The 15,474-nt window shown below is 70.6% G+C and carries 12 protein-coding genes; 11 read left to right on the plus strand and 1 reads right to left on the minus strand.

The annotated features are described in order from the left end of the window. Nucleotides 1-2,272 (plus strand): cell wall-binding repeat-containing protein (locus IBX62_07330; protein ID MBE0476889.1); only part of this gene is annotated, 2,272 nt, incomplete at its 5' end. 150 nt (nt 2,273-2,422) lie between these two features. Continuing rightward, nucleotides 2,423-5,521, plus strand: coding sequence for a hypothetical protein (locus IBX62_07335; protein MBE0476890.1), 3,099 nt, complete (start codon nt 2,423-2,425; stop codon nt 5,519-5,521). Here the strand turns inward: IBX62_07335 and IBX62_07340 are convergent. Beyond that, nucleotides 5,518-6,555 (minus strand): L,D-transpeptidase family protein, encoded by a 1,038-nt coding sequence (locus IBX62_07340; protein ID MBE0476891.1) that lies wholly within the window; start codon nt 6,553-6,555, stop codon nt 5,518-5,520. The two genes, IBX62_07335 and IBX62_07340, sit on opposite strands and share 4 nt — an antisense overlap. A 117-nt stretch (nt 6,556-6,672) precedes the next feature. Here IBX62_07340 and IBX62_07345 point away from each other — a divergent pair, with 117 nt between their 5' ends. The 9 genes from IBX62_07345 (at nt 6,673) to IBX62_07385 (ending at nt 15,440) form a co-directional block, all read left to right on the plus strand. Further along, complete coding sequence (locus IBX62_07345) at nt 6,673-7,515, plus strand: protein-glutamate O-methyltransferase CheR (GenBank protein MBE0476892.1); 843 nt, start codon at nt 6,673-6,675, stop codon at nt 7,513-7,515. Nucleotides 7,516-7,584: 69 nt separating this feature from the next. Continuing rightward, complete coding sequence (locus tag IBX62_07350) at nt 7,585-8,907, plus strand: methyl-accepting chemotaxis protein (GenBank protein MBE0476893.1); 1,323 nt, start codon at nt 7,585-7,587, stop codon at nt 8,905-8,907. A gap of 1 nt (nt 8,908) precedes the next feature. Continuing rightward, complete coding sequence (locus tag IBX62_07355) at nt 8,909-9,403, plus strand: purine-binding chemotaxis protein CheW (GenBank protein MBE0476894.1); 495 nt, start codon at nt 8,909-8,911, stop codon at nt 9,401-9,403. Next, a complete protein-coding gene (locus IBX62_07360) occupies nt 9,396-9,767 on the plus strand; it encodes a response regulator (protein ID MBE0476895.1) in 372 nt (123 codons plus the stop codon). Before IBX62_07355 ends, IBX62_07360 begins: the two co-directional genes overlap by 8 nt. Before the next feature lie 13 nt (nt 9,768-9,780). Continuing rightward, nucleotides 9,781-10,848 carry a chemotaxis response regulator protein-glutamate methylesterase gene (locus IBX62_07365; protein ID MBE0476896.1) on the plus strand — a complete coding sequence of 356 codons (1,068 nt, stop codon included), beginning with the start codon at nt 9,781-9,783 and terminating at the stop codon, nt 10,846-10,848. 3 nt (nt 10,849-10,851) lie between these two features. Continuing rightward, complete coding sequence (locus IBX62_07370) at nt 10,852-12,801, plus strand: chemotaxis protein CheA (protein ID MBE0476897.1); 1,950 nt, start codon at nt 10,852-10,854, stop codon at nt 12,799-12,801. Further along, nucleotides 12,798-13,409 (plus strand): chemotaxis protein CheC, encoded by a 612-nt coding sequence (locus tag IBX62_07375; GenBank protein ID MBE0476898.1) that lies wholly within the window; start codon nt 12,798-12,800, stop codon nt 13,407-13,409. Before IBX62_07370 ends, IBX62_07375 begins: the two co-directional genes overlap by 4 nt. Next, nucleotides 13,409-13,915: a chemotaxis protein CheD gene (locus tag IBX62_07380; GenBank protein MBE0476899.1), complete on the plus strand. Its 507-nt coding sequence runs from the start codon at nt 13,409-13,411 to the stop codon at nt 13,913-13,915. The genes IBX62_07375 and IBX62_07380 overlap by 1 nt, the downstream gene beginning before the upstream one ends. Nucleotides 13,916-13,955: 40 nt before the next feature. Further along, the gene (locus tag IBX62_07385; GenBank protein MBE0476900.1) at nt 13,956-15,440 is read left to right on the plus strand and encodes a diguanylate cyclase; all 1,485 of its coding nucleotides are present in this window, start codon (nt 13,956-13,958) and stop codon (nt 15,438-15,440) included. The last annotated feature ends 34 nt before the right edge of the window (nt 15,441-15,474 follow it).

A 15,474-nucleotide genomic window follows, 5' to 3' on the forward strand; every position in this document is an offset into this window, starting at 1 on the left:
CCACGACGCGGCCTCGGCGTACACGAGCAGCGCGAGCATCACGCTGACCGCTGCGGACACCGGCGGCTCGGGCCTCAAGGAGATCCGCTACACGCTCGACGGCGGGTCCGAGGTCGTCGTGAGCGGCTCGCCCGCGACCGTGACCACCTCGGACGTCGGCTCTCACACGCTGGCCGCGCGCTCCTACGACCACGCGGGCAACGCCTCGGATCAGCTCAGCGTCGAGTTCACCGTCTACGCTCCCGCGACGATCAGCGAGATCCAGTCCCCCACGCACGCCTCGGACACCGCCTGGCACGACTCGCGCAGCCCGGTCGAGTTCACATGGACGGGCACCCCCGCGGTGGGCTACTCGTACGTCTTCGACAAGGTCTCTGGCACCGTGCCGGACCAGGTGCAGGACACGGCTTCCCCCTCCGCCTCGGTGAGCGCCGACTCCGACGGGGAGTGGTGGTTCCACGTGCGCGGCGTCAACGGGGCCGGGGCCTGGGGACCCGCCCAGCACCGGAGGGTGCGCATCGACGCCACGCCGCCGACGCTCGTCAGCGACGCTCAGGCGAGCTACGAGGATTGGGCCGTCTTCACGCTCACCGCCGAGGACACCGGCGGCTCCGGTGTGAAGGAGATCCGCTACACGCTCGACGGAGGCTCCCAGGTCGTCGTGGCGGGGGGGACGGCCCCGGTGTCGACCCTGGAGATCGGCCCCCACACCTTGACGGCGCGCTCCTACGACAACGCGGGCAACGCCTCGGCGGAGCTGGTCGTCCATTTCGAGGTCATCGTGGGGGAGGTACCGAGGGTCGTCGGCCTGACCTCCTCGACCCATCCCGTTCCGTCCACTTGGTACCCGTCGCGCGACGTCTCGTTCAGCTGGAACGGTGTCGGCGGCGCGACGCGGTACTCCTACGTCTTCGACAAGAACGCCTCCACCGAGTGGGGGGACGATACGGAAACGTCCGACACCTCGGCGGACGTGACCGCGGACAGCGACGGCGTCTGGTACTTCCACATCAAGGCCGGCAACGGCACGGTGTGGGTGGAGACGCAACCTATGATGGTGCGCATCGACGCCACCAAGCCGACGCTGTCGCACAACGCCAAGACGTCGTACACCGGCAGCGCGAGCATCACGCTCACCGCCTCCGACACCGGCGGCTCCGAAGTCAAGGAGATCCGCTACAGGCTCGACGGCGACCCGGAGGTGCCCGTCCCGGGCTCCTCGGCCACGGTCTCCACCTCGCTCCTCGGCTCCCACACGCTGACCGCGCGCTCCTACGACAACGCGGGCAACGCATCCGATGCCGAGACCATCTCCTTCACCGTTGGCACGGCCTACGTCCGGGTCGAGGGGTCCGACCGCTTCGGCACCGCCGTGGCCGTCTCGAAGAAGGCGTTCGCGACCGCGGAAACCGTCGTCATCGCCACCGGCTACAACTGGCCCGACGCGCTCGGCGGCGCGGCGCTGGCCAAGGCCTACGACGGCCCGATCCTGCTCGTGAAGCCCAACGAGGTGCCGAAGGTGGTCATGGACGAGATCGTGCGCCTGAGGGCGAAGAACGCGATCATCCTCGGCAGCGCGAACGCGGTCTCGTCCGGCGTGGAGAACGCGCTGAAGGCCAAGCTCGGCAGCACCAAGGTCACGCGCCTCGGCGGCAGGGACCGCTACGAGACCGCGAACATGGTCGCCGCAGCGACGGTGAAGCGGCTCGGCGGGGCCTACGACGGGAAGGCCTTCGTCGCCACCGGCGGGAACTTCCCCGACGCGCTGGCCGCGTCGCCGCTGGCGGCCGCCAAGGGCTGGCCGATCTACCTGACCAAGGACACGGGCCTGCCGTCCAACGTCAGGAGCGCCATGAAGGCCGCGAAGGTGACCAAGCCCATCATCCTGGGCTCCACCGCCGCGGTGCCCAGGGTCGTCGAGAACGACCTGAAGGCCGCTTTCGGAACGGGCAACGTCTCGCGCCTGTTCGGCGACAACCGCTACGCGACCGCGGTAAAGGTCGCGGCGTACGGCGTCGCGCAGGCGGGCCTGCACTGGGACCGGCTCGCCATCGGCACGGGCGAGAACTTCCCCGACGCGCTGGCAGGCGGCGTGCTTCAGGGCAAGCACGGGTCGGTCATGCTGCTGACGCCGGGCAAGGCGCTGGACCCGGGAGTGAAGAACCTGCTCGCGGCGAAGAAGGCGGAGATCCGCGAGGTGCGCTACCTCGGCTCGGACAACGCCGTCTCGCTCGCGGTGCGGAACGCGGTGAAGGCGATCCTGTACAAGTGAGGCGCCAGGGGCAGGTACAAGGCCATTCGCGGCGAAAGACGACGTAGAGAGGGCCGTACCTGGTCCCATGCCTTGACACGCGGTAGACTGAAGACGGCGATCCGAGCGCCGGCGGGCGGGTCGTCCGAACCATGTCGGATAGGTGGTCCGATGGGAAAGGCGCGCCCAGCGCGCACCGGCACGTGGCCTCCGTGGCGGTCGAGCATAGCGTCGGGTGTACGGGGAGGCCTGCTCGGCCTCCTCTTCGTGCTGCCCGCGTTCCTCTCGGTGCCCGCATACGGCGTCGTGCCCCACGTTCCCGCGACCCCCGACACCGACGCGTGCGCGATGTGCCACCGCACCCATTCCGCGGCGTCGTCCATCCGATACCGCGACGCGGACTCGGGCGAGTTCGTCGACTCCGCCCTGATCGTCGGGACCGCGGACACCGACGTGGAGCTGTGCTACGTCTGCCATGGCGTCGCGAACCTGGGCTCGCAGGCCGACGTGCAGACGGACTTCGAGAAGACCTCCGCTCACGCGCTCACCCCGGAGGGCTCGGCGTACGGCCCCTCGCCCAAGGGGTGCAGCGACTGCCACGACAGCCACGGCACCGCGCGGACGGAGGCGGGAGACCCCTACCCGGCGCTCCTGCGCGCCTACAACGAGTCTCGCGACGCCACGGTCACCTCCGGAGACGAGTACTGCGCCACGTGCCACACCGGCCGCGCCGAGGACCGGTGGGACGGACTGGAGGTCTGGCGCTCAAGCGCGCACGCCGCGCTGCCCGAGCCCGCCTCCGGGACGAGGATCCGCTGCTCGAACTGCCACGTCTCGCACGGCTCGTCCATCGCTCCGCTGGTCGCCGAGACGCTCCTGCCGCCCTCGGTGGCTGCCACGACCGCCGTGGAGGGCAACGACCGCCGGCTCTGCCTGACGTGCCATCCCGACGACGAGGGCGACACGTGGCGCGGTGAGGCGCTCTACGCCGCCTCGTCGCACGCGTCCTCGACGGCCACCACGGTGATCGACGGCGAATGGGCGGAGATCGGGGCGGGCCGCAAGGTCGGGGAATGCCAGACCTGCCACGCCCCCATGGGGCGCTCCGACGGCTCGGGAGGGGTCATTCCCAAGCTCGTCGACAAGGCGGGACGCGCGCTGTGCGACGGATGCCACGACGCGGACGGGCCCGCGGGATCCGACCTCGCCTCGCTGGTGCCGACACCTGGAGCCGGCGCGTACGCCGAGCTCGCCGTCACCTTCCGGCCCGGCGCCGCCGCCGGTTCGTACGGACGGCTCTCCGTCTTCTCGCAGGAGCCCACGTCGGGCGAGGTGCGCGTCCTGACCGGTCCTCGGGAGTTCGGCGCCCGCGACGCCGCCTCCAGCCCCGCCGGTCCCTCGACCGGTCACGGTGCCGCGGCCTTCGGCGGGGACACTCAGGGCGACGGCCTGCCCGACGTCGTCGTGGCGGACCCCGGGGTGCCCCGGCTGCGGTTCTACTCGCCCGACCCGCTCGTGGGCCTCGCCCAGCGCGTACGCTCGCTGCCGTCGGGCCGGCCGCCCGCCGAGTTCGTGGCGGTCGGCGACTTCCTGCTCGACGCGGGCGGCTCGCTCGAGATCGCGGTGGTCTCCTCGGCGGATACGACCGACGCGGCGCAAGCCTACCTGTACCGCGAGCGGATACAGTCGGGGACGACGGTGCTGGACGAGGTGGCCGGGCCGCTGGACGTCGGTCGCGGCGTCACCGGCGTCGCCCGCGGCGATGTGCTGTCCGGCGGTGCCGACGAGCTCGTCGTCACGGCGGGGGCGGACGACGCCTTCTACGTGCTGCGCGACGACGGCGGCACCTGGACGGCCGGCGGCCCGTACGCGGCCGGCGGGGCGCTGCCCAGGGGGCCCAGCACCGGCGACGCCTGGCCGGGCGGAACCGAGGACGAGATCGTCCTCCTGCGGGGCTCTGGCCCCGGAGAAGTGGCCGTCTTCGGCGGGAACGGGTCGTTCAAGGGCTCGGCGGACCTCGCGGACTACGGCGCCGAAGCGACGGCTACCGCCACCCTCGTGGCCGACGTCCTCCCGGGCATCGACCGGGCCGAGGTCGTGGTAGCCGTCGACGCCGGAGCGGGCACGAGCGGGATCGAGGTCGTCCCGCAGGACTCCGGCGGGCTGGACGGGGCCGCGGCGCAGAGCTACCAGACCGGGGCCGGCTACCGCAGCTCCTCGCTCGCGGCCGGGCATCTCGACGGCGACGGCGCCCTCGAGCTCGTGGTGGGCAACTCGGGCTGGCGCGAGGCGGGCGAGGCCAATTGGGTCGGGGCCTCCGTGCAGGTCCTCCACTCGAACGAGGACGGGACGGCGCTGGAGGGCGTGCAGCTGCTGTGGGCCGGCGGCACGGAGCTCGCCGGGGGACCGCCGTCGATGGTGGTCGCCGACCTTGGTGCTCTTGGAGGCAGCCGCCACCCGGTCGGGGTCGCGGAAGGCGCTCACGACTCTACCGAGAGCGGCGCTTCCGGCGCCCTCGTCCGCCACGTGGAGTGCGTCGACTGCCACAACGTGCACGAGGCCGTCTCCTCTCCGGCCGCCGAGGACGCGACCGCTCCCGACGCCTACGGGCGCCTGAAGGGCGCTTGGGGCGTGGAGGTGGACAACCAGGCGCCCGGCGTCGTCGAGCTCGCCGAGCGCCGCGGCGTGCTGTACGAGTACGAGCTATGCCTGAAGTGCCACTCGTCCTGGAGCGCCCTGGGCGGCGGCAGGGACGTCGCCTCCGAGTTGGCGACCACGAACCCCTCCTTCCACGGCGTCGAGGACGCCCCGGGCGCCTCGATGCCCTCGGGCGCGTTCGTGGACGCGACCCCGGCGTGGACCGGCGATTCCCGCATGTACTGCGTCGACTGCCACGCCGACTCCGACCCCGGTCGCCCGGCCGGCCCGCACGTCTCGGACGAGGCGCCGCTGCTACGCGCGCCCTACCTGGGTACGCCGCCGGCCGACGCCGAGTTGCTCTGCTACACGTGTCACGTCCAGGGCACGTACGAGGCGGGCGGGGTGCCGGTCACGGACACCGACTTCCGCGATGCCGAGTTCGGGGGACGCAACCTCCACGTGCTTCATTCCGGCGACAAGGGCCTCGGCTGCGCCTCCTGTCACGTCGGCCACGGCTCCCAGGGCTCGATCAGGCTCATGCGTGACGACGTGGGTTTCGAGAAGGTGGGCGGTACGGGCACGTGTGACGGCGCTTGCCACGCGGGCGACTCGCAGGCCTACATGCACTAGGGGACGATCACGACCCTCGTCCCTACCTCCACGCGCTCGTAGAGCTCCTCGATGTCCCACCGGTGCATGCGCAGGCAGCCGTGCGAGGCGGCCGTCCCTATCGACGCGTTGTTGGAGGTCCCGTGGATGCGGATACCGGGAGCGTCGAGGTTGAGCGCCCGGGTGCCCAGCGGGTTGCCCGGACCGGGAGGGATCGTCCTCGGCATGCCCCTGGCCCATGCGGAGCCGGGGTTGCTCCACGTCGGCATGTAGCGCTTCTGTACGATCCGGTACCAGCCCTTGGGGGTGGAGTAGCCTTGCGCGCCGATGGCGATGCGGTAGCTCTTCTCGAGCTCGTCGGCGTCGTAGAGGTACAGCTTCCGCTCCGACAGACACACGACGACCGTCCTGCCGAACGAGTCCTCGCGGACCTCGGGCTCGACGGGAGCCACGGGCAGCTCGACGCTCTTGCGTCCGTCCATGAGGGCGGCTGCGAGGACCTCGGCGGCCTCTTCCCGTTCGGTGTGGCGCCCGGTCACCGAGGGGGTGATGCGGACCGCCACGCCCTCCACGGTCAGCGTGGCGTCCCGCGCGGGCGCGTCGACGTCCTCGGCGAGCGCCGCCACCCAGCGCGCGAGCCCCTCGGGATCGGCGCTCTTCAGCACGGGCACCTCGCCGCCGACCCGGGTTCCCGTCAGCGCGGCCCGGACCCGTCCGGCCAGGGTGAGCGAACGGTTCGGGCGGAGCGCGCGCTCCAGCATCCCGTCGATGTCGAGGCTGAGGAAGTCCGCGGGCTCCAGCGTCCGCTCCACGTCCCCCGCCCTCACGGTGACGGGGCGCAGCAGGGGGTCGGCGATCTCGCGCAGCAGGCGCTCGCGCGCGGGGTCCACGTGCAGCCCGCCGAGGTCGACCCCCTCCACGGCCGCGCCCAGAGGCAGCACGTCGCGCGCCGAGAAGTCCGCGGCCGCCGCCAACGAGGCGGTCAGAGCGGCGGCGGCCAGGACGAGGGCCGCGAGCACGCGCGCGACGTCGCCGCGCAAGGACGGGCGTGCCATGGGGGTCCCCTTCCTGGGTCTCGTTCGACGCGACACGGCGTTCGACGTCCGCTATTCTACAATCAATCCGAGCGCTCCCCGTCGTGCGCGGACGGGGGTGCCACCGCGGGAGGTCGAATGGGCCAGGCCGAGACCGGCCAGGTTTACCGGGGAGACCTGGACAAGCTCCTCAGGAAGATAGGCGAAGAGCGCGGCCTCGACCTCGGGCAGTACCGGCGACAGTACCTCGAGCGGCGCCTGGCCACGCGCCTTCGCGCCCTCGGGCTCCATACGTACCGGCAGTACGCCCAGCGCCTCGACCTCGATCCGGGGGAGTACGCATCGCTTCTCGACACTCTCACCGTCAACGTAACGGACTTCTTCAGGGATCCCACGGTCTACCAGAGGTTCCGCCACGAGATCGTACCCGCGCTGCTCGAGACGAAACTGGCGAGCCGGCACAGGATGATCCGAGCCTGGTCGGCGGGATGCGCCACGGGCGAGGAGCCGTACTCCATCACGATGTCCGTCCTCGACGCCATCGAGCGCAGCGGGGACTCCTTCCTGCTGTCCGTGTACGGCACCGATCTGGACCCCGGCGTGCTGGAGGCCGCGAGGCGCGCGGAGTACCGTCTGGAGGCGCTCAGGCACGTCCCGCCGGTGTACCGCGCGAAGTACGTCGAGACCCTGGGCGACCGCTTCCGTCTGATGCCGGTCGTGACCGACCACGTCCGCTTCAGTCTCTTGAATCTTTTCGAGGACAGACCGATAAACGTGGTGGACGTCATCTTCTGCCGCAACGTCTTCATCTACTTCACGCGACAGCAGCAGGAGAGGGTGCTCGACCGGTTCTGGACGTCACTCAGCAGGGGCGGCTACCTGGTGCTCGGACGCAGCGAGAAGCTGGCGAACTCGTTCACGGGGCGTTTCGAACTGGTCAGCGGCAAGGAGCGGATCTACCGCAAGCCGGGGGGTCCGTAGGCGACGGGGTTCCGGTGGGGCCCGGGTCCGCAGGGGACGGGGTTCGATAGGGCCTGGAGGAGGCTTCCGATGGAGTACACGAGGCAGAGCCGGGTGAGGGGCGGGCTGTCGCTGATGTTCACGCTGTGGACGTGGCTGACGATCGCTCCCCCGGTGTTCGCCGGTCTTGTCATCACCGCTTGGTTCGCGTACGTGCGCTTGAACCTCACGGTCGCTCAGATGTTCCCGGTGGCGGCGGTCGGCGGCGTGGTGATGGGCGCGCTCTCACTCCCCGGCACCTACCTTTGGCACCGGGCGTTCACGACGCGCGTGCTGAACCCGCTGCGCGACCTCGGTGCCGTGATGGTCGAGGCGGGCCACGGCGACCTCACCGTGCGCGCGGACAAGATCCACGACGACGAGATCGGGCTGCTCACCGACGAGTGCAACGGGCTCATAAGCTCGCTCTCCGGCATCGCCTCCAGCGTCCGGCGCTCGGCCGAGTCCGTCTCGGCGGCGGCCGCGCAGCTCTCCGCCTCCTCCCAGGAGATCTCGTCGTCCACCGTGGAGATATCCTCCTCGGTCCAGCAGATCGCGCACGGCGCCGAGTTGCAGTCACGCAAGGTCGAGGAGACCTCGGCCTCGATGGAGTCGATCGCCAGCACCGTGGGGGACGTGGCGGGGCAGGCCGACGAGGCGTCCAAGACCAGCGAGGAGGCCGCTCGGATGGCCCGTCGCGGCGAGGAGGCCACCGCCGAGGCGATCGCCAAGATCGGCGACGTCCAGCGCGCCATCGAGACCCTGGCCGGCTCCGTGGAGCTCCTCGGGAAACGCTCGAACGAGATCGGCGACATAGTCGACGTCATCACCTCGATCGCCGACCAGACCAACCTGCTCTCGCTCAACGCGGCCATCGAGGCGGCCCGCGCCGGCGAGTCCGGCAGGGGCTTCTCCGTCGTCGCCGAGGAGGTCCGCAAGCTGGCGGAGGGCTCCGGCAAGGCGGCCGAGCAGATCGGCGACCTCATAAAGGAGGTCCAGGAGGAGACCGCCAAGGCCGTGAAGTACATGGAGGTGGGCACGCGCGAGGTGGAGGTCGGCAGCGAGGTCGTCGGCAAGACCGGTGAGGCGCTGCGCCAGATCACCGACATCGTCTCCCGCACCGCCGTGCTGGCCGAGCAGATAGCGAACGGGATGGGGTCGCAGCGCGAGCGGACGGCGTCGGTGGACAAGGCGATGCACGACATCGCTGCGGTCGTGGAGCAGAACGCCGCCTCCGCCGAGGAGACCGCGGCGGCCGCCGAGGAGCAGACGGCGTGCATGGAGGAGATCTCGTCCGCGGCGCAGGAGCTCGCCGACATGGCCCGCCGGCTGGAGGAGTCCGTCAACACGTTCAAGGTGGGGCTAGGGGGCTGACGTGGCTGGGCACGAGCAGGCTGGAGGGACGTACGTGCTCTTCCGGCTTTCGAACGAGGAGTACGGGCTGCCCATCGACAAGGTGCAGAGCATCATCCGGTACGAGGAGCCGACACCCGTGCCGCGCTCGCCCGAGGCGGTGCAGGGGGTCATCAACCTGCGGGGGCGCGTGATACCGGTCGTGGACCTGACGAGGCGGCTGTTCAGCTCTCCGTTCACGCCGGGCCCGTCGTCGCGGATCGTGGTCGCCGAGGGCGAGGCCGGTACGCTGGGACTCGCCGTCGACGCGGCCAACGAGGTCGTCTCGATACCGGACGAGTCCGTGCGCCCCGCTCCGGCGAGCGTGCTGTCCGAGGAGACCGCCGAGGCGATCGCGGGGGTCGCCGAGCACGGCGGCCGCCTGATCGTGCTGCTCGACCTGGACGAGGCGGTGCCGAGGTCGGGCTACGCGCAACCGGGCCCCGGACGGCTTGAGGAGGATGACGCCGATGTCTAGCAGCGTGCTGGTCGTCGACGACGCAGCGTTCATGCGGATGATGATCCGCGACATCCTCTCGAAGGAGGGCTACGTCATCCACGAGGCGGTCAACGGACGCGACGCGGTCGAGAAGTACGCCGAGGTAGGCCCGGACCTGGTCACCATGGACATCACGATGCCCGAGATGAACGGCATCGAGGCGTTGCGCGAGATACGCCGCTCCGACCCGCATGCCAAGATACTCATGGTGAGCGCGATGGGGCAGCAGCAGATGATCGTGGAGGCCCTCGAGTCCGGCGCGCTGGACTTCCTGGTGAAGCCGTTCCAGCCCACGAAGGTGCTGGAGACCGTGAAGAAGTGCCTGCAGTCGACTCCGGGGTGATCCAGGTCCTCGTATGCCCGCTAACATCAGAGTCCTCGTCGTAGACGATTCGGCCCTCATCCGGCAGATGCTCACCCGGGCGCTGTCGCTCGACCCGCGCATAGAGGTCGTCGGCTCCGCGCGCACCGGGGTCGAAGCCGTGGAGAAGGCGCGCGTTCTGGAGCCGGACGTCATCACCCTGGACATCCAGATGCCCGAGATGAGCGGTCTCGAGGCGCTGCCCTTCATCGTGCGGTCGACCCGTGCGCGCGTCATCATGCTCAGCTCGCTGGACGACCCGGACGTGACCTACCAGGCGCTCGAGCGGGGCGCGGTGGACTTCATCACCAAGCCCACCGCCGGGGTGGCGACCTCCCTGACCGAACTGACCGACCTGTTGCTGAAGAAGATCCGGACCGCGCACCGCGTCGACCCGTCCAAGCGGATGGCGGCCTCCCGCGCCCGGCAGGAGACCGGCGGCGCATCCCGCGTGGTGACCGAGCAGGCCGCGCCCACGAAGGCCAAGGCGATGGTCGTGGTGGCGGCCTCCACCGGGGGGCCGCCGGCGCTCGAGGCGGTGTTCTCCGGCCTCGGGAGCGACCTCCCGTGCGCCTTCCTCGTCGTGCAGCATCTCCCCGCCGGGTTCACGGGCTCGCTGGCCCGCCGGCTCTCCTCGGTCACCGACCTGGACGTGCGCGAGGCCGAGGAGGGGATGCAGGTGCGTGCCGGAGGCGTGTACGTGGCCCCGCACGGCGCGCACATGTCGCTCGCCGCGGGGAGCTCGGTCGTTCCGCGGATATCGCTCCAGGACGGGCCGTTGATCCACGGCGTGAAGCCCTCGGCCGACCCGTTGTTCAAGAGCACCGCCGAGATCTTCGGCTCCCGATCCGTGGGTGTGATCCTCACGGGCATGGGCAGCGACGGCGCCGAGGGGCTCGGGATCCTTCGCAAGGCCGGCGCCGAGACGATCGTGCAGGACGAGCAGACCAGTGTCGTGTGGGGCATGCCGGGCGCCGCGATCAAGCGCAGGGCGGCCAAACGGGTGATGCCGCTCAAGCTGATCGCCCCGGAGATCCGCCGGGCGCTGCAGAGGATGGTGTGAGCCGTGGGGGAGATGGACGCCTACAAGGACGTGTTCCTCTCGGAGAGCGCGGACTTCATCCAGCAGATCACCGACGGCCTGCTCGCGCTGGAGGCCGACCCCGGCGAGGCCGACTCGGTCGAGGCGATCTTCCGCGGCGCGCACAGCCTCAAGGGCATGTCGGCGGCGATGGGCTACGAGCGGATCGCCGAGCTCACCCACAAGATGGAAGGGCTGATGGACACGGTGCGCAAGGGACAGCGCACCGCGGACGCCGGCCTGGTGGACCTGATGCTGCGCGCGGTCGACCTCGTGAGAGCCCTCATCGACGACGAGTGCGCCGGGGGCGGCGACGTGGACGCGGGCGCGGTCGTCCGCGAGCTCGCGAGGATGACGGCCCGGCCGGGTGCCGGCCCCGGGCGCGCGGACGGAGGCGGCGCGGCGGTCGAGGCGGGGCAGGGGACGGTGACCGGACGCCGGGTGCATGTGACGGTGCGCCTCATCGAGGACTGCGTGCTGAAGTCAGTCCGCGCGTACATGGTCCTGAAGCGGCTCAACCACATGGGCGAGGTCGTCGACACGGTCCCGTCGGCCCGCGACATCGAGGACGAGGCGTTCGACCGCACGTTCGAGGTCTTCCTGCGCACCACCGCCTCCGACGAGCAGGTCGAGGAGTCCACGCTGGTCGTCACCGACGTGGAGGCCGTCGCGGTCGAGGAGGTGGAGGAGGCCGAGCGGGAAGCTGCGCGGGAGAGCGCGTCGACGCAGCAGCTCGTGCGCCGCATCCCCAAGCTCTCGGAGACCCAGACCGTCCGCATCTCCATCGGCCATCTGGACAACATGGTCAATCTCGTCGGCGAGCTGGTGATCCTGCGCTCGCGCCTGGACAGCGTGGCGGCGGACATGGGATCCCGCGAGCTCAACGAGACGCTCGAGGAGCTCCACGGGGTCTCCGGCGAGCTCCAGCACGAGGTCATGCAGACGCGCATGGTCCCTGTGGGCAACATCTTCAACCGCTTCCCGAGGATGGTCCGCGACCTCGCGCGGGACTTGGGGAAGGACGTGGCCTTCGAGCTCGACGGCCTCGACATCGAGCTCGACCGCACCGTGCTCGACGAGATCGGCGACCCGATCGTGCATCTCCTGCGCAACACGGTCGACCACGGCATCGAGGCGCCCGAGGAGCGGGCGGCCGCCGGCAAGCCCGAGCGGGGGAGGGTCAGCCTCAGCGCGCATCGGGAGCGCGACCACGTCCGCATCGTGGTGAGCGACGACGGACGCGGGATGGACTCCGAGCGCATATGGGAGAAGGCGTGCTCGACGGGGCTCGTGGACCCCTCTCAGCGCGACGAGTTCGGGCACGAGGACGTGCTGATGCTCACGTGCGCGCCCGGCTTCTCCACGGCGAAGACCGCGACGAAGGTCTCGGGCCGGGGCGTCGGGATGGACGTGGTCAAGGGCAAGATGGGGTACCTGGGCGGCACCCTTTCCATCGCGTCCGCCCCGGGGGAGGGCACCGAGTTCACGCTCACGCTGCCGTTGACGCTGGCGATCATCCACGCGCTGATGCTGGGGTCCGGGAGGCATGTCTACGCGCTGGCGCTGTCCGCCGTCGACGAGGTGTTCTCCCCGCACGACGTTCGCGTCGAGAGCGTCGACGGCGCCCCGGTGATCGTGCTGCGCGACGGCGCTGTCGCGCCCCTGCACCGCCTCGACGGGCTGCTCGGCGGCGCCGCCGAGGCCCTGGCCCCGCCGCGCCCGCACGAACACCTCGTGCTGGTGGACTCGGCCGGGCAGAAGCGCGGACTCGTGGTGGAGCGGATGCTCGGCCGCCAGGAGGTCGTGCTCAAGCCGCTCTCCAAGATGTTCCGGGAGGTCCGGGGCGTCGGCGGCGCCACTGTGCTGGGGGACGGGCGGGTGGCCCTCGTGCTGGACCCGCGGACGCTGTTCCCCGCCAAGGAGGACACCGCGTGAGGCCGAGCCACTTGAGCGAGCTCCAGATCGACGCGCTTCGCGAGGTGGGGAGCGTCGGCGCGGGGCACGCGGCCACGGCCCTGTCCCAGCTCGTGGGGCGGCCCGTCGTCCTCACAGTCCCCGTCCTCCAGGTCGTGCCCTTCGCCGAGGTCCCGAAGCTCCTGGGCGGGCAGGAGGAGCTCGTCGGCGCCGTGTACGCGCGCATGCTCGGCGACATAGGGGGTGGGATCCTGTTCATCGCGCAGCGCTCGGCGGCGCTCGCGCTGGTGGACCTGCTGCAGGGCAAGCCCGTGGGGGCCACGAAGACCTTCGGTCGCGAGGAGGAGGCGCTGTTCGCGCACACCGCCTCGGTGCTGATCTCGGCGTACCTCGCGGCCGTTGCTCGCCTGGCCGACCTGTACCTGCTGCCGTCCAAGCCGTCCTTCGCGCTGGACATGGTGGGCGCCATCCTCCAGATGGCGACGCTGGAGGTCGGGATGAAGGCGGAGAGCGCCGTGCTGGTGCGGACCGCGTTCGGAAGCGACGAGACCCAGGTGGAGGCGGCTCTGTTCTTCCTCCCGGACCCGGACAGCTTCGAGGTCATCCTCGGGCGGCTGGGCGTGTTCTGATGGGGGTCGCGCCTCTCGCCGGACCGGCCGAGCCCCACTTCATCGAGGTGGGGGTCGGCGCCGTGGCGTTCGGCGAGGCTCCGGACACGTTGATGACCCCCGCCCTGGGCTCGTGCGTAGGTGTGGCGGTCTGGGACCCGGCCCGCTTCGCGGGAGGCCTGGCCCACGTGATGCTCCCCGAGCCCTGCGACTCCGTCGAGGGCGATCTCGACAGGTTCGCCTCCTACGCGGTGCCGCTGCTCGCGGACACCCTGCACCGCGGGGGCAGCGCGCGCCGCAGGCTCGTGGCCAAGATCGCGGGAGGCGCGGCGATGTTCGCCGCCGACACGATGCTGTGCAGCATCGGGCGGCGCAACGTCGACGCGGTCAAGCACCAGCTCGCTCTCTTGCGCATCCCCGTCGTTGCCGAAGATACAGGTGGCGGGCACGCTCGCACGCTGGAGTTGCACCTGGATTCCGGGCTGCTGGTTGTGCGGAGCTACCAGTTCGGTTTAAAAGAGCTGTAGGGGCGCCGCCGCCCCTGCGGCCCCGAGGAAAGATGGCACGATGGAGGAGACCGGGATCACGTCGTCGCCTTCGAGGCTGACGCCCGGCAAGCTGGATATCGCGATCGTGGGGGGGAGCCTGCGGGCGGCCTCGATCCTCAGGTTGCTCGCCGAGGTGGAGAACCTCCGTATCGTCGGCGTCTGCGACTCGAGCTGGTCGTCGCCGGCGATGCGGCTCGCCGAGGAGCTCGGCGTCTTCGTGACCGCGGATTTCGAGGAGCTCTTCCGGATCCCCGGCCTCGACATCATCGTCGACATCTCCGAGGACGCCTCCCTGCACGCCGCGCTCTCCGCGCGCAAGCCCTCGGCCGTGGAGTTGATGGGCGGGGGCGGCTCGGAGCTCGTCTGGGACCTGCTGGTGGCCAAGAAGCGCGGCGAGGAGCAGGAGAAGCTCTTCGTCGAGCTGCAGGTCGCCTACGACAAGATCCGCAGTCACGAGCGCCGCCTGCAGGCCTCCAAGGAGGCGCTCGAGAAGGCCAACGAAGAGCTCGAGGGGCGCCTGGCGGAGATCTTCTTCACGCACGAGTTCTTCAAGGCGCTGACGAGCTTCTCGTTGGTGGAGGACGTGACGAGCCTGATCGTGGACGGAGCCAACGGCATCCTCGGCGCGGAGATCTCCTGCGTGTACCTGCTGGACCAGGACTGGACGCTGCGCCTGAAGGCGAGCCAGGGACGGCCCGAGGAGGACTTCGAGACCCTGATCCCGGTGTCGCACACCCTGCTGGGCTCCGCGTTCCGGGAAGGGCCGGTGCAGGAGGGGCTCGGCGAGACGAGCCTTGCCTCGGCGGCCTGGGTCCGTCCCGGCGACCCCCTACGGTTCCAGGCCGCGATCCCGCTGCGCGCGGGCGAGACCGTCCTCGGCGTGCTGGCCGTGGCCGCCACTACCGAGCGGGTGTTCACGCACGCCGAGTTCGAGCGGCTGCAGACGATCGCCAACCAGTCGTCGCTGGCGCTCCAGAACGCCCTGCTCCACGAGGAGCTGGAGCGCCTCTCGGTGACCGACCGCCTGACGGACCTGTACAATCACGGATACATGCAGCAGCGCCTCGAGCAGGAGATCGGGCGCTCCAACCGTTTCGGCCACCCGCTCTCGCTGGTCATGCTCGACATCGACGATTTCAAGGACTTCAACGACACGTACGGGCATCCCAGGGGAGACCAGGTGCTCAAGGCCGTGAGCGACATCATCCGGGCGAACCTTCGAGACATCGACGTCGCGGCACGCTACGGCGGCGAGGAGTTCGTGATCGTGTTGCCCGAGACCGACGTCGAGGGCGCGCGCCGCGTCGCCGAGCGCGTCCGGGAGGGCGTGGCCGCGCACGATTTCACGGGAGACGAGGGGCGCCTCGTCAAGAAGACCATCAGCGTCGGAGTCGCCTCGTATCCGCGTCACGCGCCCGCGCAGGCGCGGCTGATCGAGGCGGCCGACAGGGCCATGTACCAGGCGAAGAGGAGCGGGAAGAATAAGGTAGTGGTAGCGGCCTGATGCCTGCCCTTCCTTCAAGGGCGACGGCGAGGAC

This window comes from Coriobacteriia bacterium, assembly GCA_014859305.1.
GTDB lineage: Bacteria > Actinomycetota > Coriobacteriia > Anaerosomatales > Kmv31 > Kmv31.

Bases quoted from the DNA above. Each gene is read 5' to 3' on its own strand.
- IBX62_07360 (MBE0476895.1), top strand. From the start codon at position 9,396: ATGTCTAGCAGCGTGCTGGTCGTCGACGACGCAGCGTTCATGCGGATG.
- IBX62_07340 (MBE0476891.1), bottom strand. From the start codon at position 6,555: ATGGCACGCCCGTCCTTGCGCGGCGACGTCGCGCGCGTGCTCGCGGCC.
- IBX62_07335 (MBE0476890.1), top strand. From the start codon at position 2,423: ATGGGAAAGGCGCGCCCAGCGCGCACCGGCACGTGGCCTCCGTGGCGG.
- IBX62_07350 (MBE0476893.1), top strand. From the start codon at position 7,585: ATGGAGTACACGAGGCAGAGCCGGGTGAGGGGCGGGCTGTCGCTGATG.
- IBX62_07345 (MBE0476892.1), top strand. From the start codon at position 6,673: ATGGGCCAGGCCGAGACCGGCCAGGTTTACCGGGGAGACCTGGACAAG.
- IBX62_07385 (MBE0476900.1), top strand. From the start codon at position 13,956: ATGGAGGAGACCGGGATCACGTCGTCGCCTTCGAGGCTGACGCCCGGC.
- IBX62_07365 (MBE0476896.1), top strand. From the start codon at position 9,781: ATGCCCGCTAACATCAGAGTCCTCGTCGTAGACGATTCGGCCCTCATC.
- IBX62_07380 (MBE0476899.1), top strand. From the start codon at position 13,409: ATGGGGGTCGCGCCTCTCGCCGGACCGGCCGAGCCCCACTTCATCGAG.